This is a genomic window from Streptomyces sp. NPDC005576 (assembly GCF_042871745.1).
Lineage (GTDB): Bacteria > Actinomycetota > Actinomycetes > Streptomycetales > Streptomycetaceae > Streptomyces.
On the sequence record NZ_JBIAJC010000012.1, the window covers coordinates 1 to 24381 of the forward strand.

At 69.6% G+C, this 24381-nt stretch carries 24 protein-coding genes and 2 pseudogenes; 14 read left to right on the forward strand and 12 right to left on the reverse strand.

Features of this window, described 5'->3' with window-relative positions; genetic code table 11:
• Nucleotides 1-89 precede the first annotated feature (89 nt).
• The 5 genes and pseudogenes from ACFYPN_RS21920 to ACFYPN_RS21940 all read left to right on the forward strand — a co-directional run.
• Nucleotides 90-389, forward strand: a pseudogene (locus tag ACFYPN_RS21920) (helicase associated domain-containing protein); the annotation flags it as partial.
• The gene (locus ACFYPN_RS21925) at nucleotides 386-580 is read left to right on the forward strand and encodes a hypothetical protein (RefSeq protein WP_389300271.1); all 195 of its coding nucleotides are present in this window, start codon (nucleotides 386-388) and stop codon (nucleotides 578-580) included. The pseudogene ACFYPN_RS21920 and the gene ACFYPN_RS21925, both read left to right, overlap by 4 nt.
• 487 nt (nucleotides 581-1067) lie before the next feature.
• Nucleotides 1068-1451: a TIR domain-containing protein gene (locus ACFYPN_RS21930; protein ID WP_389300273.1), complete on the forward strand. Its 384-nt coding sequence runs from the start codon at nucleotides 1068-1070 to the stop codon at nucleotides 1449-1451.
• A 74-nt stretch (nucleotides 1452-1525) separates the two neighbouring features.
• Nucleotides 1526-1933: a hypothetical protein gene (locus ACFYPN_RS21935; protein WP_389300274.1), complete on the forward strand. Its 408-nt coding sequence runs from the start codon at nucleotides 1526-1528 to the stop codon at nucleotides 1931-1933.
• Entirely contained in the window at nucleotides 1930-2232 is a 303-nt protein-coding gene (locus tag ACFYPN_RS21940; protein WP_389300277.1) for a hypothetical protein, read from the forward strand. The genes ACFYPN_RS21935 and ACFYPN_RS21940 overlap by 4 nt, the downstream gene beginning before the upstream one ends.
• Nucleotides 2233-2605: 373 nt before the next feature.
• On the opposite strand, the gene ACFYPN_RS21945 is transcribed toward ACFYPN_RS21940, so the two are convergent.
• Entirely contained in the window at nucleotides 2606-3694 is a 1089-nt protein-coding gene (locus tag ACFYPN_RS21945) for a hypothetical protein (RefSeq protein ID WP_389300280.1), read from the reverse strand.
• A gap of 299 nt (nucleotides 3695-3993) precedes the next feature.
• On the opposite strand from ACFYPN_RS21945, the pseudogene ACFYPN_RS21950 reads away from it, so the two are divergent.
• A pseudogene (locus ACFYPN_RS21950) lies at nucleotides 3994-4194 on the forward strand (hypothetical protein); the annotation flags it as partial.
• A 368-nt stretch (nucleotides 4195-4562) separates the two neighbouring features.
• Here the strand turns inward: ACFYPN_RS21950 and ACFYPN_RS21955 are convergent.
• Nucleotides 4563-5435 (reverse strand): hypothetical protein, encoded by an 873-nt coding sequence (locus ACFYPN_RS21955; RefSeq protein WP_389300283.1) that lies wholly within the window; start codon nucleotides 5433-5435, stop codon nucleotides 4563-4565.
• Between the two features lie 668 nt (nucleotides 5436-6103).
• On the opposite strand from ACFYPN_RS21955, the gene ACFYPN_RS21960 reads away from it, so the two are divergent.
• Nucleotides 6104-6307, forward strand: coding sequence for a hypothetical protein (locus tag ACFYPN_RS21960; protein WP_389300284.1), 204 nt, complete (start codon nucleotides 6104-6106; stop codon nucleotides 6305-6307).
• Between the two features lie 63 nt (nucleotides 6308-6370).
• Here the strand turns inward: ACFYPN_RS21960 and ACFYPN_RS21965 are convergent, their stop codons facing one another.
• The 4 genes from ACFYPN_RS21965 to ACFYPN_RS21980 form a co-directional block, all read right to left on the reverse strand.
• Nucleotides 6371-7381 (reverse strand): hypothetical protein, encoded by a 1011-nt coding sequence (locus tag ACFYPN_RS21965; RefSeq protein ID WP_389300287.1) that lies wholly within the window; start codon nucleotides 7379-7381, stop codon nucleotides 6371-6373.
• Between the two features lie 290 nt (nucleotides 7382-7671).
• Nucleotides 7672-8943: a helix-turn-helix domain-containing protein gene (locus tag ACFYPN_RS21970; protein WP_389300289.1), complete on the reverse strand. Its 1272-nt coding sequence runs from the start codon at nucleotides 8941-8943 to the stop codon at nucleotides 7672-7674.
• 140 nt (nucleotides 8944-9083) lie between these two features.
• The gene (locus tag ACFYPN_RS21975) at nucleotides 9084-9659 is read right to left on the reverse strand and encodes a GNAT family N-acetyltransferase (protein WP_389300291.1); all 576 of its coding nucleotides are present in this window, start codon (nucleotides 9657-9659) and stop codon (nucleotides 9084-9086) included.
• Nucleotides 9656-10993: a hypothetical protein gene (locus ACFYPN_RS21980; RefSeq protein WP_389300294.1), complete on the reverse strand. Its 1338-nt coding sequence runs from the start codon at nucleotides 10991-10993 to the stop codon at nucleotides 9656-9658. The genes ACFYPN_RS21975 and ACFYPN_RS21980 overlap by 4 nt, the downstream gene beginning before the upstream one ends.
• 171 nt (nucleotides 10994-11164) lie before the next feature.
• Here ACFYPN_RS21980 and ACFYPN_RS21985 point away from each other — a divergent pair, with 171 nt between their 5' ends.
• Both ACFYPN_RS21985 and ACFYPN_RS21990 read left to right on the forward strand, forming a co-directional pair.
• Nucleotides 11165-11659 carry a hypothetical protein gene (locus ACFYPN_RS21985; protein WP_389300296.1) on the forward strand — a complete coding sequence of 165 codons (495 nt, stop codon included), beginning with the start codon at nucleotides 11165-11167 and terminating at the stop codon, nucleotides 11657-11659.
• Complete coding sequence (locus tag ACFYPN_RS21990) at nucleotides 11656-12060, forward strand: restriction endonuclease (protein WP_389300299.1); 405 nt, start codon at nucleotides 11656-11658, stop codon at nucleotides 12058-12060. Before ACFYPN_RS21985 ends, ACFYPN_RS21990 begins: the two co-directional genes overlap by 4 nt.
• Before the next feature lie 196 nt (nucleotides 12061-12256).
• Here ACFYPN_RS21990 and ACFYPN_RS21995 read toward each other — a convergent pair whose 3' ends face one another.
• The 4 genes from ACFYPN_RS21995 to ACFYPN_RS22010 all read right to left on the reverse strand — a co-directional run bounded on the left by ACFYPN_RS21995 (nucleotide 12257) and on the right by ACFYPN_RS22010 (nucleotide 16251).
• Complete coding sequence (locus tag ACFYPN_RS21995) at nucleotides 12257-12547, reverse strand: hypothetical protein (protein ID WP_389300302.1); 291 nt, start codon at nucleotides 12545-12547, stop codon at nucleotides 12257-12259.
• 171 nt (nucleotides 12548-12718) lie between these two features.
• The gene (locus tag ACFYPN_RS22000; protein ID WP_389300304.1) at nucleotides 12719-13237 is read right to left on the reverse strand and encodes a hypothetical protein; all 519 of its coding nucleotides are present in this window, start codon (nucleotides 13235-13237) and stop codon (nucleotides 12719-12721) included.
• Between the two features lie 186 nt (nucleotides 13238-13423).
• Nucleotides 13424-14230 (reverse strand): hypothetical protein, encoded by an 807-nt coding sequence (locus ACFYPN_RS22005; protein WP_389300306.1) that lies wholly within the window; start codon nucleotides 14228-14230, stop codon nucleotides 13424-13426.
• Nucleotides 14231-14343: 113 nt separating this feature from the next.
• On the reverse strand, nucleotides 14344-16251 hold the full coding sequence (locus ACFYPN_RS22010; RefSeq protein ID WP_389300309.1) for a pRL2-11: 1908 nt from the start codon (nucleotides 16249-16251) through the stop codon (nucleotides 14344-14346).
• Nucleotides 16252-16502: 251 nt separating this feature from the next.
• Between ACFYPN_RS22010 and ACFYPN_RS22015 the strand changes: the two genes are divergently transcribed.
• The 4 genes from ACFYPN_RS22015 (at nucleotide 16503) to ACFYPN_RS22030 (ending at nucleotide 19702) form a co-directional block, all read left to right on the forward strand.
• Complete coding sequence (locus tag ACFYPN_RS22015) at nucleotides 16503-17588, forward strand: IS110 family transposase (RefSeq protein ID WP_389300311.1); 1086 nt, start codon at nucleotides 16503-16505, stop codon at nucleotides 17586-17588.
• Between the two features lie 232 nt (nucleotides 17589-17820).
• Nucleotides 17821-18060: a hypothetical protein gene (locus tag ACFYPN_RS22020; RefSeq protein WP_389300314.1), complete on the forward strand. Its 240-nt coding sequence runs from the start codon at nucleotides 17821-17823 to the stop codon at nucleotides 18058-18060.
• A gap of 1072 nt (nucleotides 18061-19132) precedes the next feature.
• The gene (locus ACFYPN_RS22025; protein WP_389300316.1) at nucleotides 19133-19468 is read left to right on the forward strand and encodes a hypothetical protein; all 336 of its coding nucleotides are present in this window, start codon (nucleotides 19133-19135) and stop codon (nucleotides 19466-19468) included.
• 30 nt (nucleotides 19469-19498) lie between these two features.
• Nucleotides 19499-19702 carry a hypothetical protein gene (locus tag ACFYPN_RS22030; RefSeq protein ID WP_389300319.1) on the forward strand — a complete coding sequence of 68 codons (204 nt, stop codon included), beginning with the start codon at nucleotides 19499-19501 and terminating at the stop codon, nucleotides 19700-19702.
• 55 nt (nucleotides 19703-19757) lie between these two features.
• Here the strand turns inward: ACFYPN_RS22030 and ACFYPN_RS22035 are convergent, their stop codons facing one another.
• Both ACFYPN_RS22035 and ACFYPN_RS22040 read right to left on the reverse strand, forming a co-directional pair.
• Entirely contained in the window at nucleotides 19758-20120 is a 363-nt protein-coding gene (locus tag ACFYPN_RS22035) for a hypothetical protein (RefSeq protein ID WP_389300322.1), read from the reverse strand.
• Nucleotides 20121-20399: 279 nt separating this feature from the next.
• On the reverse strand, nucleotides 20400-20924 hold the full coding sequence (locus ACFYPN_RS22040) for a hypothetical protein (RefSeq protein ID WP_389300324.1): 525 nt from the start codon (nucleotides 20922-20924) through the stop codon (nucleotides 20400-20402).
• Between the two features lie 396 nt (nucleotides 20925-21320).
• Here ACFYPN_RS22040 and ACFYPN_RS22045 point away from each other — a divergent pair, with 396 nt between their 5' ends.
• Complete coding sequence (locus ACFYPN_RS22045) at nucleotides 21321-22661, forward strand: helix-turn-helix domain-containing protein (RefSeq protein WP_389300680.1); 1341 nt, start codon at nucleotides 21321-21323, stop codon at nucleotides 22659-22661.
• Nucleotides 22662-24381: the final 1720 nt, after the last annotated feature.

Below are 24381 nucleotides of genomic sequence, written 5' to 3' on the forward strand. Positions count from 1 at the left end.
GCTCCAGCACCCCCCACCATCAAGACCACCCACCAAACTGAGAAACCCCAGTTCACAGGCACACCAACAACTCAGAAGTTCCGAGCGACGACAGGCAGCGCGAGCTCCTGGAGGCGGTCGGCGTCGCATCGCTGCCCCCGGAGCAGGCCGAGCCCGCCAAGGCTCCTGGGAAGGCTGTGAGCGCCTTCGAGAGGGGTGTGGCGGCCCTGGCGCAGTACAAGGCCCGGGAAGGGTCTGTGAAGGTCCCCAGGGCCCACGTAGAGCGGCTTGAGGACGGGAGCGAGGTGAAGCTCGGGGTGTTCCTAAGCAACAGCAAGAGCCGCCGGGACAAGCTGACCGCCGACAAGCTCGCGGCGCTGGCCGGTCTCGGACTGGAGTGGGCGGCATGAGCACCGAGCAGCCCGGCGCCGACGCGTACGGCCAGGAGCTGGCCCGCATCAGCCAGCACCAGCACATGGCCACGACGACGGCACGGATCACGGTCTTCTGGGCCTTGGCCGCCGTCGGGATCGGACACGGGCAGGCCAACGCCATCGTGTCGAAGCTGGAGGCCGGCGCGGTCGCCGACGCCCCCGCCTGAGTCTCCGAGAGCAGCGCCCCGCACGGATCCGAGCCGCAGCTCGAGGACGGCTGGCGCGCCGGACCCCGCGACGTCGCCAGCTACCTGCTGCGCATCGCCGACACCACCGCCCAGGCGCAGTGCGGGTACGCCGCGTCCAGTGCGATGTTGGTATCCCGTCAGCCGGCCGCCCCTGCCCCGTAGGGGGCTCACGTGGAGAAAGCTGCCCCGGCCCGGGCCGGGGTGCTGGGCGCGAAGGTTGTCCTGGCGGCGGCGGAGCGGTTCCCGTTGGCCCTGGCCGCGCCCGGCGAACGGCACTGGCCGGACGGGGAGTTCCTGGACGTCGCGCTCGGCGCGGTGCGCGCCGAGGAACACGAGGGGTACATCGAGTGCTCGGAGAGCGCAGGAGGGATCTGCAACGGGCCCATTCTGCAATATCCGTTGCCCTGCTGTCAGTGCTCACCTTTACGATGCGCACAGATCCGTCCACCTGGAGTGAGGAATTCCCGTGCCGAAGCGCGTGTTCATCAGCTTTGACTACGACTATGACAAGGCTCTCAAGGACTTCCTGATCGGGCAGGCCAGGCACCCTGACTCGCCTTTCGAGATCCACGACTGGTCGATCAAGGAGGCTTCACCCGACTGGAAGGCCAAGGCGCGCCGCAGGATCAGGGCCTCGGACATCGTCATCGTCATGTGTGGTGACCATACCGACACCGCTGTGGGCGTGGCCATCGAACTTGAGATCGCCCAGGAGGAAGGAGTCGAGTACTTCCTCCTGAACGGTTACAGCGGCAAGACCGGCAAGAAGCCGACTACCGCGAAGGCCAGCGACAAGATCTACAAGTGGGAGTGGAACGCCCTCAAGGCCCTTGTCGGCGGGGCCCGATGACCACGCCCTCCGGGGAACCGAGTCCGCCCGAGCCTGATCATCGAGCAGAGGTCCTCGAGCTCTACAAGCTTGCCGTGGAGATGGCCGACCGTGTCTCCGCGCGCCGGGGAACCGCCAATGCCTTCTTCCTCTCCGTCCAGACCGCCTTCATCGGCCTCGTTGGCTTCGGGTTTCCGAAGCTGGCGGGGTCTCCCTGGTGGGCAGCAACCGCCGTGGCCTTGGCGGGAGTGACGCTTTCCGCTACATGGTGGCTGCAGCTCCGAAGCTATCGGGACCTCAACACGGCGAAGTTCCAGGGCATCAACAAGATCGAGGACCGGCTACCTGTCAGGATCTTTGCCGATGAGTGGGAAGCACTGCGTCGGGACCCGATCGCGGGCTGGCGCAAACGCTACGCTGAGCTGGGCACGTCTGAGCGCGTCGTGCCACTGGTCTTTGCCGTGGCGCATGTATTGCTGCTTGCGGGCACACTGACCGCGTGACCTACCTCGATCCCTACGCCGCCCTCATCCGTTCCTGCCTTCCCGACGAAGCTGAACCCCCCAAAGGCTCTGCAGCCCTGTTCCGGATCTATGCAGTGCTACTGAGAGCCAAGGGCGAGCACGTGACCGATGAGGACGTCCACGACGCCTGGTCCGCTTGGATGCAGACGGTGAATGACGCGCATGAAGCACTGGTCCCTTTCCACGATCTCGACCCGGCAACCCGCGCCTTCGACGCGCCCTACACGGAGGCCATTCGAGCAGCTGCTCGGGAGCTCAAGAACGGGCCAGATCACTAGAAAAGCCCCAGCTTGGGGGGCGTCGTGGCCGTCGCCCCCCAAGCTGGGGCCCGTTCCTCCCCGAGCAGCGGGAGCGGCTTTCTGCGAGACCTCGGGGCGCAATAGCTCCCCGGGGTCTCGTCGCGCGGGCGCCGGCTCAACCGCCGCTCGGGTTGGCCCTTCCTGCAGCGGCCGGGGACGGCTTCCAGGCGGGTCAAGGCGTTCGTAGAGGGCGTGCACGGTACGGGCGCCTGCGTTGTCGCAGCTCACAAGGCCCTCGCACAGCGGAGCTCGGCGGCGACGGCGCGGGCGGTGAAGTCGACGCTACGCAGACTCATGGATGCGCTCATCAGGGATTTGACTGCTGGGCCGGCACGGCGCGACACGGGCTGTATCACCGGTGGCGGCCAGGACGGTACCGGTCGAGAACCGGTTTGAGCCCATCCTCCATGGCCCCTCGGGCAACTCCACCCAATACCCTGCGTGCTTTGAAGAGCACGAAATGCGAGGACCAGTCGGCGTCGAAGTACACAGCGCCCTTCAATGTGAGCTCGGCCGAAGGCTCACTGTCGGGATAGGGCGGCAGGACGGGCGGTGCCCAAGCAGGCTGCCCCGGTCGTGCTGCGTCTTCCCGCGGTGGTGCCGCCTGGGCTCGGAACGTCTCGTACGCCTCGCGACTGGCTACCAGAAGAACGAGCCGTTTCGCGGGGAGCAGCCGTGTCGCCTCGCTGAATTCCCACAGGAGTCCTGGGCCCAGTCCTACCGCCATCATCACGAGCCGCGCTCGCCCCATCAAGTCCCGGACGGTGTCCTGCCAGTCGTCGATCGGCAGATACAGCCGCCGGGCACCGACCAGAGGGAGTCTCTCCCCGGGGCGTCCCACCGCGACCATCGGTGCCACCGACTCCAGTGCCTGTGCCAGTTGCTCCTCCTCGGTCAGTGAGGACAGGCTCAGGTCCGACATCACGGCGCCCGGCCCGGGGGCGGGGCGTCGGGTCTCCTCCAGCGCCGTCCGCGGGATGTCGTCCTCGAAGGACCTCAGGTAGAGCGTGAACGAGTTTCTGCGGAGTTCTCCCGGGGACTCGATTATCTCCGCGAGGTGCTGCCGTCCAAGGACGGCGAGACGACGCGCGCCGAACATCAAGGTCTGGGCGGAGACCACGACGAGGGGAACGAGGAGGTCGAAGTCCCACCAGGGCACCGGCAAATCATCCCCCCATCCGACGACCGCGTTGTACGCCATGATCGGCAGGAAAAGCCGCAGCCGGATGAAACCCTGCCCGCCCTGAGGACGTCGCAGCACCACGGCGCGTACCGCCCCGAACGCCGTGGCACCGGCCACGATCACAGCCGCGGCAACGACCGTCGCGTACCAGCAGGGGTCACGCAGGCCCAACGCATCGGCGATCATCTCGGCCTCAAGCCCATCCGCATTCATCCTGGACGGGGCACGGACGGCCTGCCAATGGTTGAGAGCGGCCATGGCCAGCCATAGTCCCGCAAAGCCCAGCGGTATGGCGGTGGCCAGGAGGAGCACCCCCTGCGCGCGGGACTGTCGGGGTATGACTGGCTGTAAGTCCCCCGTGCCCCCTTCGTCCGCTGGCGTCTCGGCGGGCCTCGACCGGTCTTTGCCCTGCTTCTTCCCCACTGCCTCGCCCCCGTCCGGAAATGCCCAAAGTCGCCCCCGGGCTGCCGACCGTTCCTATGCCATGGTGCCGAATCGACAGGACATAGGTAATTGGATTGAGGAACCGCGACAGGACTTGAGAGGAGACCAGGGAGGCCCCGGCGCAGCACAAGGCACGCAAAGGCCCTGTGAAGGTCCCAAGGGCCCACGTAGAGCGGCTTGAGGACGGGAGCGAGGTGAAGCTCGGGGTGTTCCTCAGCAACAGCAAGAGCCGCCGGGACAAGCTGACCGCCGACAAGCTCGCCGCGCTCGCCGGCCTCGGGCTGGAGTGGGCGGCCACGGAAGGAGCGGCGTGATGAGCACGAGCGACCAGGAGGCCCCGGAGCAGCGGGTGCAGGACGCCGTGCGGCGGCACGCCCGCACCAGGGCCTTCGCGGAGGCGGAGGACGTCATCACCGCTGTGCTGTCCGACCTCGGGGTGCAGGTGGCGCGGGCGCGGGTGGAGGCGTCGGAGACAGAGCCCGGTATGACTCGCCCGCCAACGCATCAGCGTCCTGTTCGCCATGCTCCGCGATGGCACCTTCTACGAATCCCGGACTCCGAAGGGCGTCGAGCTCGCCGCATAACCCCACCAGCCCGAGCCACCCCAAAACCGGCAGGGACGCCTTGGGAACGACGTAGAGGCACCCCCCACCGAGCGTTACCAGCCTCTGCGTGTCGGAGGTCAGAGCATCTCCCAGTCCGCCTGGTAGAAGCTGGGCTCGCTGATGCAGGTATCACCGGTCCGGGCTGTGCCGATGGACAGCTGGACGTCGGAGGGGGCTGCGGCGCCGCTGGAGGAGAACCTCAGCCAGGCATCCGAGGTGTCCTCGGCGTACTGGATGATCGCGGCGTCCAGGGTGGTCGGTTGGATGCCGGTAAGCGGGATCCCCCAGTGGTGGAGCTGAGGCCCGGTCCGCCCGTGTACGGTGACGCCGCCGAGCCGGGGCACCGGCCCTGCGTAGTGGGCACTGACCCCGGCTCCCGGGAAATGATCCGTCCTCAGGTCCCACACACCGGACTTCTTCCAGAACCAGAACGGGAACGCGCCCTCCCGGTGGGCAGGCTGCTCGCCCAAGACGGCAGCGACCTCGTACGAGCTCATCCCGAAGATGAGCGGCCCGACCTGCTGCATCGGCGTCCACTGCCACTGCGGCCGCTCCTCGTCGGGAACGACCGGCCACACGCCGGGACTGCGGGGCGGGATCCTGCCGTCGACGTCGCGCCAGTGAATGACCGGCTCGGACTCGTAGGGGTCGCCGGCGATACCCGGCCCACACAGCAGTGCCGACGTCACCAGCCCGTCCCTGCGAGTACCGTCCAGGCCGCAATCAACCGCAGTCCCCATCGACACCCCCCACGCCGCAACCTCCGGGTCGCCGCTGAAATTCACCCGGACCTCCACACCCTGCTCGCAGGCAAGACGGTGGATATCCCCCCACACCTCGGATGGCACCCGGTCGACCAACTCAACGTCGTCGACCCGTACGAACGGACCACGCAGGGCATCCACCGCGACCGCGGCCAGCAGCCCGTCATGGCCGTGGATGAACGTCATCCCCTCCCACTCGCCCGGGTACCGCGTCCAGAAGCCGCCACTGCCCGACCCCCGCCGATCGCTCGGCTCCGGTGAGACAAGCGCGTCCGCCACCTCGGTCTGGCTCATCCCGAACCGGACCGGCCCTACACCCACCAACGGATCCAGCACCCACCGCGGCCGCTCCTGCAGTTCCCTGCGCCCCCACGCCACCCCGACACCCTCCATACGCCAGCGGTCACGGACGCCTCCGCCCGTCGATCATGGAATGACCCTACGAGCTTCCTCTGACATTCAAGTCACCGCCAAGCATGTGAGGGTCGCCCGCAGCCGCCCACTGATACCGGCGCCGCCGGCCCCGCCCCTCTCGGACGGGCCCCACATCCAGCACTGACCAGCCAAAACAGCGTTCGGGCCGTTACACGCTAGCGAAACCCACAACGAACCCGGCCCCACTCAACACACAACCCCAGCTCACACACCAGGCCCACCCCCAACCAACCACTCGACTTCGCAGTGATCCCGCAACACCCCAGGCCAGCAAACCCCCCACCGAGCGTTAGGGGGCACTGGCCGGACGGCGGTGACTTCCTGGACGTCGCTCTGAGCGCGGTGCGCCCCGAGGAACGCGCGGGGTACATCGAGCGCCTGGAGGCGTTCGTGGAGCAGCACCGCGCCGCCTGGAGGAGATGCTGCGTACGCACGGGCCGGGCAGCAAGCCCGCCTCGCACGGCCGGTACGCGCTGATCGGACAGCCCGAGACCGTGGTCATCCTGGAGCGGATGGAGGCCGCCCCGTTCCTCCTGCGCGGGCTGTGGGAGGAAGAGCTGGAGATGGTCTTCCTGGACGACGTCGAGTACGTGTGGGGGCCGCGCACCCGCCTCAGCCGGTAAGCAGCCAGGAACGAGCGGCGGGGCCGGGCAGGGTGATCCTGCTCTGGCCCCGCTGGTGCCGGGTCAGCCGAAGTCGAGCGACTCCTGCGCGAAGGGGGCCGGGGCCTGGCTGGGCAGGGGCAGCGGAGCGCCGTCCGGCCGTGCGGCCTTCCACCGCTTGGCCAGCTCGTCCTTCCACCCCTTGGGCGGGGGCCACGAAACGCCCCAGGCGGCGAGTTGGTCTCGCTTCCATCCACCGGCGGGCGTGCGGGCGGCTTCGACTTCTTCGGGCGAGGGCAGTTCGGGCAGGTGTGATGAACGAGCGGCGCGCAGCAGTTGTCCCCCGGTGCTGGTGCGGAAGCGGGAGAGGTCGGCTGTCCCGTCCAGTCGGGCCCAGTCTCTTCCCATCGGAGCGCTCGCGGTCGTCGGGGGTTCCGTGCCGATGGGAGCGTAGGACACCTCGGCACTGTGTTCCCATGTGGTCGACTTCAGCGCGACAGGCTCGTCCATGACCTCCTGGGGCAGCTGAAGGATCCCGGCTTCGTGGAGGGCGCGAATGTAGTTCAGGAGCTCAATCGTTCCCACCATGGCCCATGCGACGAGGGGCACTGCGCCCCGGAACCGCTCGATCAGTCCGAAGGGGTCGCCTTCCTGTCGCCGTTCGGTGTCGTGGTGCACCACGTCCCCGTAGATCCAGGCCATGGCCAGCTGGTGTCGATCGAGGCTGTGGTCTTCGCCCGTGGCCGTGTCGCTGACCATGACCCAGTATCCGGCCTCCTCCGGCGTGGACGGCTCTACTCGCAGCCTCCATTCGGCTCGTGTGGCCTTTACCCATTCCGTCTCGTGCGGCAGGTCTCGGCAGAAGTAGCCCAGCGCCCCCAGCGCCTTCTGGTAGAAGCATGCGTCACCGTTGAGCAGGATCGGCCTGATGCGTGCGGCGGCGGACTCGACTACCTCCTCGGCCGGGAGTTCGTACCGGATTCGCACCTCGCCACCGTCAAGCTGGGCCACGGTCATCTGCGGCTGGATCAGGGCGACGAGCGCGTCCCAGTCAGCCGCGAGCGAGTGCTCTTCGACGCGGCGCGCACGTAGCACGAACGCCTCAAGGCATCGCTGGTGTTTCTCCTCAACGGTTCTCGGCTCCCTACTTGCCACTGCTTGCTCCCCCGTTCGTGGTCAGCCGTCAAAGGTCGGCTGGGGGAAACAGCATGACGCGGCGCCGCCTGAACGATCCACTCGTTTGATCACATGAACCTTGACCAGCCTCACCGAGCGTGTCCCCGGTTCTACACGCACGCCAGTTTGATGCTGTCGCGCCAGAGTGCATGGCATCGCACTGGTGTGCGTGTAGGACCGGGGATGTTGGCTTGCTCCCCCTCTGCGGGCTATGTGCTCGGAACCTGTCGAAACCCTGCGGCGATCTCAGGATGGCGTGCGGGCACCGTGTTCGGGCCGACGCGGACGTAGAACTCCGGGCGTCTCGAGTCACGGTCGCGGTAGGAGTACATCTGGCCCCCGCCGGAAACCTCGATCGCGAGAACCTTCTTGCCGTCGTGGTCGATCACGCGAGATTCGTACGGCGGCGCCGGCTCCACCGTGTCCCGGATCATGCCGACGACCGCGAGTTCCTGCTTGTCGACGGTCGGCTTCTCGGGCAGACCCACGATGTGCAAGTCGTCGCTGACGCCGATCAGCACGGTGCCACCGTTCTGCGATGCGAAAGCGGCGATGGTCTTCAGCATCTTCTTTCGCGAGTCGCCCTCTGGGACCTCCCGTTTGCACTCCAGGTACTTTCCCTCTCCGCTCGCCAGGAGGATGTCCAGCTCAGGACCTGATTCCTCCCAGACGACCGAGGCGTCGCGGGCGCGCCCGTATGCGGGAGCCGGGAAGTGGCGCCAGTCCAGCCACTGGTCCCCGCGGCGGAGCATCAGCAGGCTGTCGTGCGCGAGTCCGTGGCGCAGCTCGAAGTGGTAGGTGCCGGCACCGTAGATGGGCTGGGGCTGGTGGCCCGCCGCCGAGCTCAGTTCCAGTACGGCGCCGTCCAGGTCGTCGCCGTCCAGGTCGTCGCCGACGAGGTCGGCGGTCAGCAGGTCGGGCCCGATGGTGATCTTCTCAAGCCAGCCCCCGCGCTGCGGCTGGACGATACGCCACAGCTGCGAGCGATCTGCGTTGCTGTCGTGGGGGCGCTGGTAGAGGAAGGCGCTGAGGGCCTGGTCGAAGTTCAGGAAGGAAGGGCCGTCCCCGATCAGCAGGTCGTGGCCGGGCTGGGGCGTGTTGTGGTCCCGGCTGATGGTCCACTCGGTGCGCGGCCACGGTGTGGTCACCCGGCCCCACTGTTCCTGGCTGCGCAGCCGATAGGTGGAGGCGCTGGAGGACTGCGGGCCGGGCAGGACGACGCGGATGTCGTGGACGTCCTGGTCGTCACCGTGCAGCAGCGCGGCGGCCGTCGGACCGGGCAGGGGCAATTCCAAGAAGGCCGCCGTGCTGTAGCGCCAGGCTCGCTCCGTCACCGGGGTGTCGTCGTCCAAGGTGATCTGGCCATGGTGCAGTTGCCACTGATGTTCGTCGGCGACCAGTGCCAGCCGGACAATCACGGTGGTGCGCTCACTGACCATGGCTACCAGTTCGGCCGTGTCCGTCTGCCCGCTGTTGGCCATGTCTGACTTACCTCTCCCCGTAGCGTATGGAGCGCCGGACCAGGCGCTACGTCACGGCCCGAGCTCCCGAGCAGGCTACGCCGGAAGCGGGGAGCGGGAGCACGGACAGAGGCGATGACGGTGATAGCGCTGGGCGCCCGTCAGTATGCGTGGGCCTCGACGCCGACTTCGAGGAGCAGAAGGTCGTAGAGAGGTCCTGCGGGTTCGTTGCGGTAGGGGCCGGCGTAGGTGTAGCCGAGGCGGTCGTAGAGGGTGCGGCCGGCGGTGTTGTCCGGGCGGACCAGGAGCGAGGCGTAGTCGGGGCGGATGGCCTTGAGGAGTTCGGCGTGCAGGCGGGTGCCGATGCCCCGGGACTGGCGGGCGGGAGTGACGGCGAGTTCGCACAGGCCCATGAGGCGGCCCGCACGGACGTGTTCGGGGATCTCGGGGAGCAGCTCGGGGCCGTACCAGTACTCCGGTGTGCAGGGGAAGGCGTAGCCGAAGCCGACCATGGAGCCGTGCGTGTAGGCGGCGACCAGGGTGAAGCCTTCGTAGCGGAGGTGGCTGGTGATCTGGCGGTGGAGTGCGGCGGCGGACAGGCCGTCGGTGGAGGCCCCGGGGGTGTCGACGAGTTCGGGGTGGGCGTCGGACCAGATGTCGGCGATCGTGTCGAGCATGGGCGGGACCTGGCCGGGTCCGTAGGTGCGGATCACGACGTCTGTGCGGGTGCTGGTCATGCCGGTCCTCCTTCGGTGGCGGTGGTAGCGCGGTATTCCTCGATCCAGGACGCGACCGCGGGGACGCGGCCGTGGCGCTGGAGTGCGCCGGCGACGTTGTGCAGGGACTGCAGCAGCCGGTCGGAGCGCACTTCGGGGAGGAACGCGAGGACCCGGCCTGCAGCTTCGGCGGCTGCCTCCGGCTCGGGGCGGTCCCTCACCGCATGTTGGATGGCGACGTCAGCCGTGTACAGGGCGCGGTTCCGGGTGAAGGCGTCGCCGTGGAGAAGGACGGCCTGTTCGGCGCCGGCGGCGGCGCGTTCGTGCTGTCCGAGGTCGGCGCGGGCGAGGCTTTCGAGGCCTGCGAGTTCACCGGGCGCGTAGAAGTCGAGCCAGGCCAGGTCGGCGTCGGACGGGCCCTTGGCGTAGAGGGTGTGGGCGCGGACGATCGCCTTGTCGGTGGCGGTGGCGTCGCCCATCAGTGCCCACCCGCCGGCCTCGCGCATGTGGAACAGGGAGAGCAGCCGCGGGGAGCCGAGGTTGCGGGCGACGGCCTGGGCACCCTGCGCGGCGGCGATCGCCTCCCGGGGCCGTCCGGAGGCTTTGGCGAGGAGGGAGAGGCAGCCGAAGGCGTGTGCTTCGAGTGCGGGGTCGTCGGCGATCCTCGCTGCGGCGAGGGCTTCGCCGTACAGGGAGTGTGCGTCGGCGGAGCGGCCGGAGTCGTAGGAGAGCCATCCGGCGGCGATCGAGAGGGCGCCGGTCGCGGTGCGCAGCTTCGTCTCGGTGCTGCTGGTGTAGGTGCCGGACTGGAGCCACTGGTAGGCGGTGTGCAGGGCCTGGGACGCGGCGTGGCGCAAGGGTGCGGAGCCGTGGTCGTGGTCGTGGGCGTACAGGGTGGTGACGGCTGCGGTGACGGCCCGTACTTCGCGGATGCCGATCTTCCCCGGGGCCGGTCCGGTGGTGAGCGGGAGGGCCAGGAGGGCGGCGGCGCCGTCGAGGAGGAAGGCCCGCCGGTCCGCCGGGGCCGGTTCGTCCGGGCGCTCGTACGCACCGGTGAGGGACGGACCGGACCGGGCGTCCCGGGCGGGTGGAGCGGGGAGGGTGAAGCCGAGGTCGGTCATGCTCCGACCGTGGGTCATCTTCGTGAGGATGCGCTGGTAGACGGCGCGGGGGCACAGGACGTTGCCGTCTTCCCAGTCGGCGACCAGCCGCGGGCCACAGGCCACGTTCTCGCCCATCGCCTTGCCGGTCTCTTTGACCTTCTTCGCGAACTCCGAGCGGCTCATCTGGAACTCGAGTTCACGGACCGCGCGCAGCCGGGTATTGGGCGAGGGCTTGCTGGGGTGGTCGTTCATGCCGGCTCCGGGTCGGGTGCCGCGACCGTATCCCGTCCCGGAACTGCTCTGCCCAGGATTCGGCCCGGTTCACCCGGACTTGCATCGCTCTTTCATCGGCGTGACATCGCGTCCGCACGGCCGTTGCTGATTGGGTAATCGGTTACGTGACGTCTGATCAGGGAGATGGCGATGGCACCTGCTTCCATCGGAAGACCAGCCGACTCCGGAGAGCCTGCGGCCCCGGGATGGCGTGAGCTCGCCACGGTCACGGATGCCCAGCGGATCCGGTGGCGGGGGCACCGGGCCCGTACGCGGTGGGCGGAGTGCGGACGGGCGTGGGACGCGGTGGCCGTCGAACCGATGACCGCCGGCCTCGACGCGCTCACCGCGATGGGCGCGGGCACCCGCGACGGCTACCGGGTCCTGGTCGACCATCTCCGCGACCGGCTGTATGTCCTGGTGCCGACAGGCTCCCGCGACGTGTTCGCGGGCATCCCTAAGGTCCGCGTGCTGTCCGTGGGGCACCAGCTCCTCGCGCCGATCGTGCCGCAGGACGGCACGGCCGCCGCCGACTGGATCAGCCACCCGGACACCGGCACCCCGTCGGCGCTCGTTGCGGCCGCCCCGTTCGCCGACCGGTTACGAGAGCTCACCGCCCTCTCCTGCACGACGGCCGTGTCATGAACGGGCACACCGTGCTCTACGACCCCGAAGGCCGGATGGGCGCCCACCTCCCGCTCGACCGCACGACGCACGAGCACCTGCTCCAAGCGGTGCTGTCATGGACCGACCCGGATGCCTTGCGGCCTGACGACTACGAGCAGATCGGGCTGCTGCTGACCGGGGCAGCCCGCGCGGTCGCCGTCGACGTCCTCGGATACGCGAGCCGACTGCCGGACCACGACGGCCGGCGCCTGTTCACCGACATCGTGCTCGCGGACGCCGACGGACCCCTCGCGCAGCGCTCCCGCAACCTGAGCGGGGTGAAGACGAAGGCCGAGGTGCTGCGCGCGCTCTCCGGACGGCTCGACCGGCTCCACGACCTTGCTCCCCCCGCAGAGAAGACCAACACGGCCTCCCTCTGACCTCCGCCCGGTGCAACCTGCGAGGCTCGCCCACCGGCGGCGGCCGCGATGGTGCCTGGTTTGTACGGGTGGCCAGGGGCCGCGATGCCGGGGATCGGCGGCGGAGTCGCTCTAGCGTGCGGTCATGGTGCTGCGCTACACCGAGCCGGACATCGCACGCGACTGGAAGTGCATGACGATGATCCGGTTCCCGGCGTCAGTACTTGGCCGACGCACCGTCGGTCTTCTCGTCATCGGGCGCCTGTAGCCCCTCCACCAACTGGTCGATCTCCTGAGGAACCCAGTACAACCCGTCCAAAACCAGACCCCATGCCCGGTCCCGCAGCTCCTCCGGCACCTCGTTCTCAATCTTCTCGGCAAGTCTGTCGATCTTGGATTGGACGTCGTACTCGGTTCCCGTGGTCGGTGCGGTCACCACTGCCCACATCAGTCGGCCCGCCCCAGCCGCCACTCGGCCTATGCCTCCGAGCACCGATCCCACATCCATCTGCGCTCCATCCCTTGACGGTTGGTGTCCTGCCACAGCGAGAACTGCCTCAGTATGCGGGGCGGCATCCGCTGGGTACGGCCGCGAGCGGTCCGTGGTGTATCCGGCTCGGAACAGGGGGCCGTGGCACGAACTGTCGCCCCGGCCCCAGCGTTCCGCGTTTGCGGCGGATCAGCCGGTGTAGAAGGCCTGGAGCATGTCGTTGAGGTCGTCGAGAGTGTCTTCCTCGCTACTGATCCCGAAGGTGCTCAGCGTGCCGACGCACTCGGCGCAGTAGCGGCCGAGGCCGACGATGAGGTCGTAGAAACGCTCTTCGTCGTCCGTGAACATGCGGTACAGGAAGGCGGCGGTCTGCTGCACGCCCGGCGGGCCGGTCAACATCGTCTCGATCATCTTTACCGCGTCGCGCTCAGGAACCCCGTCCGGAAGGACAGACCTGAGCTGGGATATCAGCATTTCCAGGTCTGTCTCTCGCTCCTTAGAGAGCCAGAAGGTCAGGCCTGACGCCGCGCAACCCGCACCAGCGCTGAGCCGCATGAGGTGGTCGGTTCCGCCGGCCTTCATGTCAGCTTTCGCTGCCGCAAGTACGACGCGGCACACCGGGTCGTCAGCGCGCGAAGGCGCTGGTTGTACCCGAGGCTGCAGGGCTGCGCGTATCAGCTGCATCACGGGGTCGGGTAACGAGTTCATCGCATCATCCTCGCGCTTCCTCCAGCTCGCCGACGAGGATTCCTCAATCTGACCGCCTCGCCGCTGCCTCCCCTCGGGGCGAGGCAGCGGCGAGGCGCAGCTTCGTACCGGCGTTGCGTAGCGCACCACGGGCCCGGGAGGATGTGGATCCCCCTCGGGGCCGTGGTGTCTGTGGCTCCGGGCCGGTCAGTTCTCGCCGGCCGCTATGGCGGTGCGCCACGCGGTGGCTTCGGCGTCGGTCATGAACAGCACCTGCGTGGGGTGGGCGGTGGAGTGCTGCACGTTGTGGAAGCGACCCGGGCGGGTGCTGCTCTTCGGAACGGTGGCGACCTGCGGGGCGGCCTGGCTCCAGGTGCGGGTGGTGACCCGTCCCAGGAGCACAGTGGAGAACTGCTCGCGTCCCAGCCTGGGGCGGTAGTTCTGGGCGCCGGCGAGGATGTGGATGCGGGCCTCGCGGCCGGCGAAGAGGATCTCCTCGTACGCGTCGACGGCCGGGGACGTCTTCGCCTCGCCCGCCTGCCGGATGTTGTCCCAGTGGCGGGCCAGCTGCCGCAGGGTGTGGCCTGCGGACTCGAACACCACCGCCAGGTGTGGCAGGTCATCGGTTTCGCCGTTCTCGTCGACGTGGCGCGTCAGTTCGACGCGGAGGCCGAGAAGGGCGTCGTGGATGTCGGCGATGTCGCAGCGGTACGTCACCCTCTGCAGACCACGCGTCCACGACTGGGAGATGCGCTTGGTGTCGAGGACCAGGACGTCCCCGTCGTGGTGCAGGAACTGCGCGGCCAGGGTCCGCAGGACGGTGGAGGTGCCGCCGCCGGAGGCGGAGCAGACCAGGACGTGCGGCGAGTCGACGTCCAGGTCGACGCAGACCGGCTGCCCGTCGGTGCCGAGGCCGATGAGGACCTGGGAGACGGGCAGCGCTTCCAGCTGCTCGCGGACGCCCGGGTCGGTGAGGCGCAGCTGCTGCGGGACGGTGCTCTGGGTCTTCCACATGGTGGGGTGCTCCTGTTCTGTGCTGTGCCTGGTCGGGTGTTCTTCCAGGCGGGGGGATCGTGTCGTCCGGACCGGACAGGGCCGGTTCGGACGACGTCGGCGGACCGGGTCGGTCAGCCGGAGTCGGTGGCGTGGGCGCGGGGCCGGTTGCGGGCCCACTTCTTGAGGTCGCCGACGCGGTAGAGGAATTCGGCGCCGCGTTTGTCGACGGGGCCGGGGAAGTCCGGGTCGTTCTGAGGGGCCCAGCGCAGCGCCTTGAGGCTGGCGACGATGTCCGACAGGTGCTGCTCGTACGCCTCGCGCAGGCCGACCACCTCGTCGTCCGGGTCGAGTGCCGGGGCCGGGTGCGGGTCGGCCGGCGGCGTCACCGTGGTCTCGGGGCCGGTGGCCGGGGCTGGGGTGAGGCTCCAGGCGTCGGCGAGGAAGTCCGGGTCGGCTGCCGGGGCCGCGGCCGGGACCTCGGGGACGCTGGTGTCCCAGTCGTCGGTGAGGAGGTCGGCGGCCGGGGCGGGCGTCTTGTGCAGCGGGGGGCCGGTCTTACCCTGGGCGTGGACGCCGGACATCGCCCACTCGCGGGCCTCCGCATTCGACAGGTTCAGCACCTGCGTCTCCTGGGCGCGGCCGCGGGTGACGACTTGGACGCGGCCTGGGTGCTCGCTCGCCATCGGGATGGGGCTGACCTCGGGCACGAGCATGCGCCAGGCGTTGAGGGTGTAGCGGACCAGGATCCGGGTGGAGAAGTTCTCGCGCATCGCCGGGCCGCCGACGGCGTTGGCGGTCGCGGACTGGGCGACCAGGAGCACGTGCAGGCGGACCTGGCGGCCCATGAAGAGGATCTGGGCGAGCGCGTCGACGGCCGGGGACTCCTTGGGGTCGCCGCTCTCGCGGATCTTCGCCCAGTACCGCTTGAGCTGCGTCATGGTGGCGTTGACCTCTTCGAGGAGGATCACGATCCTGGGGCCGACGCGCCACGGCTCCTTTTCGAGGACGTCGTCGGCCAGGTCCTCCGCAAGGCTGAGTCGGCGCCGGCCTTCCTGGGCGAGACGGACCAGGGCGTCGTGGATCTCGCCGATGTCGCGGCAGTAGGTGACGCCGGGCACGCCGCGGGCCCAGGTGTGGGAGATCCGCTTGAAGTCCAGGACGAAGGCGAGCGCGCCGTTGTGGATGAACTGGCAGGTGATGCAGCGCAGGATGGTCGACTTGCCGCCGCCGGTGCCTGCGGAGATCAGGACGTGCGGGGAGTCGGCGTCCAGGTCGACGGAGACCTTCTTCTTGCCCGAGCCCAGGCCGATCAACGGTGCGGACTCGGGCATCTTCACGAGGATCTCGCGCAGCCCGGGATCGGACAGGCTCAGCTTCTTGGGCGGGGCCTTGCGCTTCTTGACGATGACGTGGGTGTCCTTGCCCGCGCGGCGCCAGGTGAAGGAGACGTTCTCCAGGGCGAGCTTCTTGACGATGAGGTCGGCGACCAGGTCCTCGTTGAAGCGCATGTGGGTGGGCACGTCGATGCGTATCTGGGCGTCGTCGTCGGAGAAGTCGCGCGGGACGTGGAGGTAGCGGCGCGGGTCGGTCAGCTCCGACAAGCCCAGCGGCACGGCCAGGGCCTCGTGCAGCGGGGTCACCCACTCGCGCATGAACTCCCGGCGCTTGCGCGTCGCCAGCCCGTACGCGGCGCTGCCCACGGCTGCGGCGGAGGCCAGGCCGATGCCGCCGCTCTGCGCGGCCGCGATGGCGGGGTCGGGGTTCTCCCAGACGTCGCGCACGGTGGCGACGGTGGAGTCCCGGTTCTCAAGCAGCGCCCAGTAGCCGGCCCCGCCGGTCGCGGCCAGGCCGCTGACGCGGAAGGTCAGGCGCTGCCACCCGGCCCGGTAGGAGGAGCGGGACACCTTGCCTTCGACTTTGGGCAGGACGCGGGTGCCCGCCCGCCAGAACGTCGCGTCCGTACGACGGACCCCGTCCAGGTCCCGCCCGGCCAACACCCTGCCGATCCCGAACGCGAGGGACTCGGCGGACTCCTCCACCTGCTTGTCGAACTTCGTCTGACAGTGATGATGTGAGTGGTGGTTCTGCTGACGGGCCTGACCCTCCGTCTGACTGACGTCTTCGACTGTCCTGTTTGGGATTTGTCGGCGCGTTGGCGGGGCCACCCCGCACGCGGCCGGACGGGCGCTTGTGACTTCATAGGAACTTGGCCAGAAGCCCCGTCACTGTCTTGTCCACCCGCCCGACCGGCGCGTGCCGCCCTCGGCTCGGACAAACGGCAAGGACGGACATGACCAGCATGACGCACGATGGCTCCCGGATCACCGGCGGAGTCGACACTCACGGCCTGACCCACCACGCGGCGGTGATCGACGGAATCGGTCGGCACGTCGCTGACCAGGAGTTTCCCGCCACCATCCGGGGTTACCGGGACCTGCTGGGCTGGATGCGTTCGCACGGCGCGCTCGGCGCGGTCGGGGTGGAGGGCACCGGTGCCTACGGGGCCGAGCTCGCCCGGGTACTGACGGCCGCCGGGGTCGCGGTCATCGATGTGGACCGGCCGGACCGCAAGACACGGCGGATGAAGGGCAAGTCCGACCCGATCGACGCCTACGCCGCTGCGACGGCGGTGCTGTCCGGCAGGGCCACCGGCATCCCCAAGAGCCGGGACAGTGTGGTCGAGGCCGTGCGCGTCCTGCGCGTCGCACGCCGCAGCGCGGTCAAGGCCCGCACCCAGGCCATGAACCAGATCCGCGGACTTCTGGTCTCCGCTCCCGCGATGCTGCGCGAGCAGGTCTCCGGCCTGGACCGTGCCGCGCTGATACGCACCCTGGCCCGGCTGCGGCCCGGCAACGACCTCTCCAGGCCACTGGCCGCGACCCGGGCGTCACTGCGGCGCCTGGCCCGCCGCCACCAGGCCATGGACGAGGAGATCACCGAGCTGGACTCCGAGATCGGTCCGCTGACCAGGCAGGCCGCGCCCGCACTGCTGGAAATGTTCGGGATCGGCCCGGAGACCGCCGGCCAGCTGCTCGCCTCCGCCGGAGACAACCCCGAACGGATGCATTCCGAGGCGGCGTTCGCGCACCTGACCGGCGTCGCGCCGATCCCGGCATCGTCCGGCCGCACCCACCGCCACCGTCTCAACCGTGGTGGCGACCGGGCCGCGAACAACGCCCTGCACACGATCGTCCTGGTTCGCATGCGATACGACGAACGGACCCGCGCCTACGTCGAACGCCGCACCAGCGAAGGGCTGAACAAGAAGGACAACATGCGCTGCCTCAAACGCTTCGTCGCCCGCGAGGTCTACCGCGCCCTGACCACCACACCCACCAAACAAGTCACTCAAAACGACCTTGCTCCTGTGGCTTGACGTCTATAGGAGCATCCCACGGCTGCGCCCTTTCGATGTGCGTCCAGGCACTGCACACCTGGAAGCGGACCCCCCCTTCCTACGCCGGGCGGCCTGTGGACAGATTCCGCCGGAAAGAGCGGTCCGAGCGACAAGTCGTGGACAACCCTGAGACCCGAAAGTGCTTGTGCCGTCCTTGCATACGGTGCGGCCGGTACAACAGGGGCCGGTCCATCCACGAAGGGGGGTCCGCGTGGCCGTGCACGAAGCGGTGGAACGTGCCAAGGAGTTCGAGAGGCTCGCAGTGCACTGGGCCAGGAACGCCAAGGAGGGAGGTCCCCCGGAGGCAGCCGCGCTGGCACAGACCTTCGGGTCGCTGGCGGCCGCCGCGCGCATGGAACACATGGCCTCGCGCATGCGGGTGCTCGGCGAGCAACTGGAGGCCGTGAAAGGGTCGATGGACACGCTGCGCCGCAAGCTGCCCGACCGGTGATCGGTTCCTGCCCTGTCACCAGCCGCAGCTCGGGCGTAGTCCTCTGCCCTTCCATCAAGATCACGAAGGGGTGGTGACCATGAAGGAACGCCGTGAAGGTGACGTGGGCTGGAGCGTGCAGGGCGCCGGGGACTTCGGCTGGGGCATGCACGACGAGGATCTCGGGTGGGGATGACCAGCGCCCAGCGCTGAACACGATCCCACCCTGTGGCGGGCCGGCTTCCGAGCGGGCCCGCCACTTCCGTTTTTCCGGCCGGGCAAGCAGGCGGGCGGTGCTACAGCTCGTCGTGCCGCAGGTCCCGGAACCACCGCCAGACGCCTGCCGGGTCCGGGGCGTAGAGGGACCGGCCGCCGGGGTAGGTGCCGTGGTCGCTGATGACCGGTCTACGGATCCTCGTCCTCGAGGAGCACCGGGACTCGCTGCCCGTCCAGCGGACCACCGTGCAACTCGACCTCGATCGTCTCATCCATCACGCCACCGTACGAGCAGGCCCTCACCACCCGGGAGAAAGACCGGTTCCACGGACAGCGCTCCGTTCGGCGAGTAGGGCCCGGACCCGCCGGGCGGGCGGTCACTCCCCGCTCGCCTCCCCGCCCTCGTCTCCGCAATCGTCCTCGGCCTGGGTGTCGACTCCGGCGTCGGCCTCACGGCCGGGCCCGGGCGGCACGACCGGCCACCGTGCGGCCACACGAAGGTGCGGATCACATTGAAGCCGGGAACTCCGGTCAGTGCGCCGGACACCGTGTAGGTGACCTGCCCGTCGGGCCAGTCGTAGCGCGCCTCCACCGAGCAGTAGATCCAGCCGCTCCCGTCCCATTTCCCCCATCCCCGGTCGGCGCCGGGCGGGGTAGGCCGTCACCCGGGGCGGCGGTCCCTGCGACAGGGACCACGGCCGGCGTTCATGCGGCTCCCGGTCCGGACGCCCCTGCGGGGTCGCGTCGTCGGCGGTGTTGTCGTCCTCCACACCGCCGAGGGTAGACAGCAACCCCCGTCCGAAGGGGGACGGGGGCTCCTGCCGTACGGTGCGGCCGGGTCAGGAGGCCGAGAGCGCCAGGGCTGCGGTTGCTCGCCGTGTACTTCCCCCTCGGTCGTGACGTGCGTGTCGTGTCGATTCTTTCGCCCAGTGGCGACGGGGGCAAGGCACTCTCCGGCCGCTTGGACTTGCCCGCGGCTACCGGCGGCGGAACAGGCCGCGGCAACATCATGACCTTGCGCTCGAAAACAGCATCCTCCGTCATAGCCGCGGTGTTCGTGTGCACCGCGGTGCTCTCGGCAGCTTCGCCCGCCGCCGCAGATAGCGGCGGGAACGGCAACCCCGCCATCGCTTGCCCCAACGCGCAGCCCGTCGCGTCGGCGAACATCACTACCAGCACGGGTGGTGTCGTCGGGAAGGTCGAGTTGCGTTGATCCTCGGTGTGTTCCGGCAACTGGAGCCGGGTGACGTCCTACATCGGCACTCATTGGCTCTACGCCGACATCTCCTTCGACCCGTACAACCCCAACACGGCCAGGGGCGAGGACTACGCAACCCAGAACTGGTCCCCCTACATCCGCGTCTCTGCATCACAGCGCATGTGCGCCAGCGGCATCATCGTGGTCAGTGATACGGAGCAGTACTTCGGTAACGTCTGCTCCAACTAACCTCGCCGTGATCTTCCCGATGCCGCCGGGCTGACCACCGCGTACTCCACTGCGCTCAAGCCACTTCGGCCGCGCGAGACCGGACGATGTCACGCATCGGATGCGGTGCACCGTCGGGATAGATGGTGCGGTCGGCGCGGTACGCGGCGCGCGCCGCGGTGCGGGGGTGCGCCGCACCGGCGGTGCTGTGGTGCGGTGTGCAGGCAGCGCGGGCGGCGCGAAATGGCGCGCGCATGTCCGGCCGGGAGGCCGGCATGTCGGCGATCAGCTGAAGGGTCTTCTCGGGCAGCGCGGCGCCGGTGCGGGCGACAGTGGCGGCGTACCCGGGCAGGCAGTCCAGGGCGCGCACCCCAGGGTCAGAGCCCGGCAGGTTGGGCGCCGGCCCGTGTTCGACGCCGTCGGCCGCGGGTGCCGACACGGTGATTCCCGGCGGGGCGGGTGAGTGGCTGGGCGAGTGCGTGCGGGTGGTCCAGGGCGGCTTAAGGGCTGCGGGTCGATCCTATGACGGAGGCCGCGATTCCGTACGCCGACTGGCAGAACCACATGTGGCCGGACACGTGGGTGTGCCCGGGCGGACACAAGCGCGAGTCACGGCGTCGTGCCGTCGCCGGCTGCCCGCGGCGCACGCCCACCGGGCCCCCGCGCCCCGCCGTCGCTGCGGCGGGGCGCGGGGGCCCGGACGGGAGCGGCTCCGTCGTCAGCGGGCGCTCGTGGTGCCGATGTCGGCGATGTGGTCGTACCGCTCCAGCAGTACGAAGAGCCTGGTCTTCTGCGTCGTCTCCCCGCTGCCGTAGGTCAGGGTGACGATGACCTCATGACCGTTGCCCACGGTGCCGTTGTCGGTCACACTCCACCGCGCCGGGATGTTCTGGGCACGCAGGATGCCGTCCGTCGTGTTCTTCTCCTCCCAGGCAGCAAGCCGCTCGGCGAAGTCGGGCGTCAGGTAGTGCCTGCGGAGCGCCGCGGCCAGCGTGACGTCCGGGTCCGTGCCATCGCCCTTCGCGTCGATGTACGCGCCGTAGAAGTCGGCGACCCGGGTTACCGCTTGGCCGAACGAGCCGCTGACCGACTGTGGTGCGGCGGTGGACGCCGCTGCGGGGGCGCGGACGGACGCCTGCGCCGACATCTGTGACGACACACCGAGTCCGACGGCCAGGGTGAGGCCGGCAGCGACGGCCGCGCGGCGGGCCTGACGACGGCGTGCCGGGAATTTCTTGTTCATGAGCGACTTCCTTCTCTGATCCGTGTGTGGTTGCTCTCGGCCGGTTCCGGCTTTCGTGCCGAAGGCGCACGTGTCGGCATCAAGGCCGTGTCCGGTGCGAGGACAGGACGGCCCGGCTGCCCGATACGGCGACCGGCATCGCGAGGTTGGGTGACGACGCGTCAAACGCGGTGGCCTAGGCGGCAACCGTCGGTGGATGCGTGTCGGATGTCGCCGACGCCGGCTGGTCCCTCCAGCCCTGGTCGGTGCGACACCAGGAGCATCGGCGGTCGCCGGAGCCCCGCGCAACGGCTGCCGCGCTTTCCGCGACGGTGGAACCGTCCCAGCCCATCTGACGTGCAGGTATACGGGAACCTGGGATACGGGATCGCGGGCGACGACGGGGGCACGGTGTCCATGCGGGACGATGTCGAGGAGTTCGCGGCGCTGCTGCGCGGGCTGAAGGAGCGCACCGACCGGAGCTACGGTTCTCTGGCCCGCCGCGTCAACATGAACACCTCCACGCTGCACAGGTACTGCGCGGGCGAGGCAGTGCCGCAGGAATACGCGCCGGTGGAACGGCTCGCGGCCTTCTGCGGGGCAACACAGCAGGAGCGGCTCGAGCTGCACCGGCTGTGGTTGTCGGCGGCGGCCGATCGGCAGCGTGCACGAACGGCCGGCTCGGCGGGGGCAACGGTACCGGAGCCAGAATCGGAACTGGAGCCGCAGCCGGAAGCAGAACCGGAGCCGGAGCCGGACGGGTCACTCGTCGGGGCGGGCAGCTCCACAGCACAGCCCGGGGACGATCCATACCCGCCTTCTCCCGCCCTCGCCCGCGCTCCCCGCCTCCCGTACCGCCGTCGACGGGCCCTGGCGTCCACCGCCGTCGCCTGCGCGCTGCTCGCCACTCTCGGCATCGCGTTCGCCCTGTCGGACGACGGTTCCTCCGGGGCGGACGCCTCCCGCCCCGCGGATCCCCGGACGACCGCCCCCGGCGCATCCCGGCGCTCGGCAAAACCGTCGGCCTCCTCCCCTTCTCGGAGCTCCGCGTCGCCCAGACCCCGGCAGAAAATAACTGCCCCGTCCCCCACCAGCGTCGGTCCCACCCCGGCCGCGAAACCGGCCACCGGCTTGCCCCTCACCTGGAGCACCGACTCCCTGGTCTGGGACAAGGGCTGCGGCCACGACTACGTCATCGACAAGCCGCCCGCACAGGTGCCTCCGCCGCCGGTGGAGCAGGATGCCGGGGCGTGGGCAGCGACGCAGGGCGCGGTGCACGGGCGGCGGACGATGGTGCAGATCTCGGTGCAGGGGCGGTCGTCCACGGCCGTGGTCCTGGAGGCACTCCACGTCCGCGTCGTCGGCCGCAGCAACCCGGCCGCGGGGAGCGCGTACTCCATGGAACAGGGCTGCGGCGGCGAGCTTACGCCCCGGCGCTTCACCGTAAACCTCGACGTCGACCGCCCCGTCGCCCGCCCGAACGACGGTGCCGATCACGGACGCACCGTGCCAGCCGTACGCTTCCCGTACCGCGTCTCCGCCGAGGACCCGGAAGTGCTGCTGGTCGACGCGACGACACAGACATACGACGCCAGCTGGTACCTCGAACTCGACTGGTCCTCCCAGGGCCGCACCGGCACGATCCGCATCGACGGCAACGGCCGTCCGTTCCGCACCACCAGCATCAAAGCAATGCCGCACTACTGGTACGGCTTGGACGACGCGGACAGGCGCGCCTGGGTTCCGGTCCCCAACTAGAGCTGCCGGCAGCAAATTCCGGGATGGCATTGCATGATGTGGGCGACCAAAGAGGAAATCGACCCGCCGCGGTGCGAGCGGTTGCGGCGCGGCACCGTCCGGGTGAAGGCGGTAGCAGTGATGGAGCAGTGGGCGCCGCGGCGGGGCGCGGCAGGACGGACACGGTTCGGGCGGCAGGGACGGTGCCACGGTGACCGGCACGGCGGGCCCGCAGACGTCTGCCGCCGCGAGGAGGGAGCTCGCGCGAACCTGATCGCCGCCGACACCCTGCTCGGGCCCGCGCAGGCTGCCGCCCGGCCGCTGGTGCGCCGTACCGGCGTCGCCACATGGTCCGGCTCGGCCGGCTCCGTTGCCCGCAGTCGGTCGAGGTCTCGGCACCAGTCGGCTGGAACCGTCGACATTGCCCTGTACACCACCGCTGACGTCAATGCCGTTCGGCGCCCACGCCGAGATCGACTGGAAGCAACTGCACGCGGTGGAAAGGGCCGACGGGCGCTCTTGCGCACGGTGCTGAGGCAGGCGGTCCCCGCCTGACCTCCGGGGCGGGCGGCCGCTTCCCCCAAGGGCGACCGGGCGGCCGCCGGGCACCGGCGCCAGTCGGTGCCCTGGTGCGTCCGGAGTTACGACTGCGCGTGCCGGTCGTAACGGCGCGGCGACAAGGTGGCGACGCCACCCCCCCGGTGCCGTGACGCGTGGGTCACCGGGTGCGGGACGGGCGGGGGCGGAGGGGGCGGGCCCGGTGCCGGGCGCGGCCGCGGTAGTGGTGGAAACGGGCGCGGGCGGCGGCCGGGGAGACACGGGGACCGGGGTACCGGGCAGAGCGGTCATGGTGCGGAGGATCGCCGTGACCAGGCGTTCGACGAGCTGGGCCGACGGCCCCGGGCGCCCGATCGTGTCCCTGAGTCCGCCGAGGCGCAGCCGCAGGCCCGGCTCGCCGTCCGGGCCCTCCAGGAGGGTCTTCATGCGCAGGGCCAGCAGGGGCCAGGGGCGGGCGCTGACGAGGAGGCTGGTCTCCTTCCCGAACCGAGGACGTCTTGGAGGACCATCACCAGGCAGCTGTTCCCGGCAGGCCGGACGTTCAGCTGACCCAGGGCCTTCGCCCAGTCGGCGAGCTCCAGGTCGTGAGGGACCGTCAGCCCCTCGGCCAGCGGGCCCCATCCCGCACTGACCAGCCAAAACAGCGTTCAGGCCGTTACACGCTAGCGAAACCCACAACGAACCCGTCCCCACTCAACACACAACCCCCGCTCACATCAGGCCCACCCCCAACCAACCACCCACTCGACTTCCCAGCGAACCCACAACACACCAACACCCGCCACCGAGCGTTACCAGCCTCTGGACGTCGGAGGTCAGAGCATCTCCCAGTCCACCTGGTAGAAGCTGGGCTCGCTGATGCAGGTATCACCGGTCCGGGCTGTGCCGATGGACAGCTGGACATCGGAGGGGGCTGCGGCGCCGCTGGAGGAGAACGTGACAGGGAGCCTTGCATGATGTGTGGTGCGCAGCTGACCGGCCGCCCACCCGGGAGGAGCGCCCCGGCCCGCCGCGTACACGGTCGTCAGCTCCCCGCACGGGCGAAGAGCTCCGCCAGTCGACTGGCGGAGACGCCAGGCGACGGCGCCGTCCGCGCGTGTGCGTGGAGCGGCGCATCGCGGCGGTACGGAGACGCGGGAGCGGGGCATCGGCCAATCGCACGGCCCGGCCACCGCGGGCGCAG

What these genes read in the sequence shown, in the direction of transcription:
- ACFYPN_RS21945 (WP_389300280.1), bottom strand. Translation starts at nt 3,694, where the DNA reads ATGGCCGCTCTCAACCATTGGCAGGCCGTCCGTGCCCCGTCCAGGATG.
- ACFYPN_RS21955 (WP_389300283.1), bottom strand. Translation starts at nt 5,435, where the DNA reads ATGACGTTCATCCACGGCCATGACGGGCTGCTGGCCGCGGTCGCGGTG.
- ACFYPN_RS21980 (WP_389300294.1), bottom strand. Translation starts at nt 10,993, where the DNA reads ATGAACGACCACCCCAGCAAGCCCTCGCCCAATACCCGGCTGCGCGCG.
- ACFYPN_RS21985 (WP_389300296.1), top strand. Translation starts at nt 11,165, where the DNA reads ATGGCACCTGCTTCCATCGGAAGACCAGCCGACTCCGGAGAGCCTGCG.
- ACFYPN_RS22005 (WP_389300306.1), bottom strand. Translation starts at nt 14,230, where the DNA reads ATGTGGAAGACCCAGAGCACCGTCCCGCAGCAGCTGCGCCTCACCGAC.
- ACFYPN_RS21975 (WP_389300291.1), bottom strand. Translation starts at nt 9,659, where the DNA reads ATGACCAGCACCCGCACAGACGTCGTGATCCGCACCTACGGACCCGGC.
- ACFYPN_RS21925 (WP_389300271.1), top strand. Translation starts at nt 386, where the DNA reads ATGAGCACCGAGCAGCCCGGCGCCGACGCGTACGGCCAGGAGCTGGCC.
- ACFYPN_RS21990 (WP_389300299.1), top strand. Translation starts at nt 11,656, where the DNA reads ATGAACGGGCACACCGTGCTCTACGACCCCGAAGGCCGGATGGGCGCC.
- ACFYPN_RS22045 (WP_389300680.1), top strand. Translation starts at nt 21,321, where the DNA reads ATGCGGGACGATGTCGAGGAGTTCGCGGCGCTGCTGCGCGGGCTGAAG.
- ACFYPN_RS21970 (WP_389300289.1), bottom strand. Translation starts at nt 8,943, where the DNA reads ATGGCCAACAGCGGGCAGACGGACACGGCCGAACTGGTAGCCATGGTC.
- ACFYPN_RS21960 (WP_389300284.1), top strand. Translation starts at nt 6,104, where the DNA reads ATGCTGCGTACGCACGGGCCGGGCAGCAAGCCCGCCTCGCACGGCCGG.
- ACFYPN_RS22015 (WP_389300311.1), top strand. Translation starts at nt 16,503, where the DNA reads ATGACCAGCATGACGCACGATGGCTCCCGGATCACCGGCGGAGTCGAC.
- ACFYPN_RS21995 (WP_389300302.1), bottom strand. Translation starts at nt 12,547, where the DNA reads ATGGATGTGGGATCGGTGCTCGGAGGCATAGGCCGAGTGGCGGCTGGG.
- ACFYPN_RS22000 (WP_389300304.1), bottom strand. Translation starts at nt 13,237, where the DNA reads ATGAACTCGTTACCCGACCCCGTGATGCAGCTGATACGCGCAGCCCTG.
- ACFYPN_RS22040 (WP_389300324.1), bottom strand. Translation starts at nt 20,924, where the DNA reads ATGAACAAGAAATTCCCGGCACGCCGTCGTCAGGCCCGCCGCGCGGCC.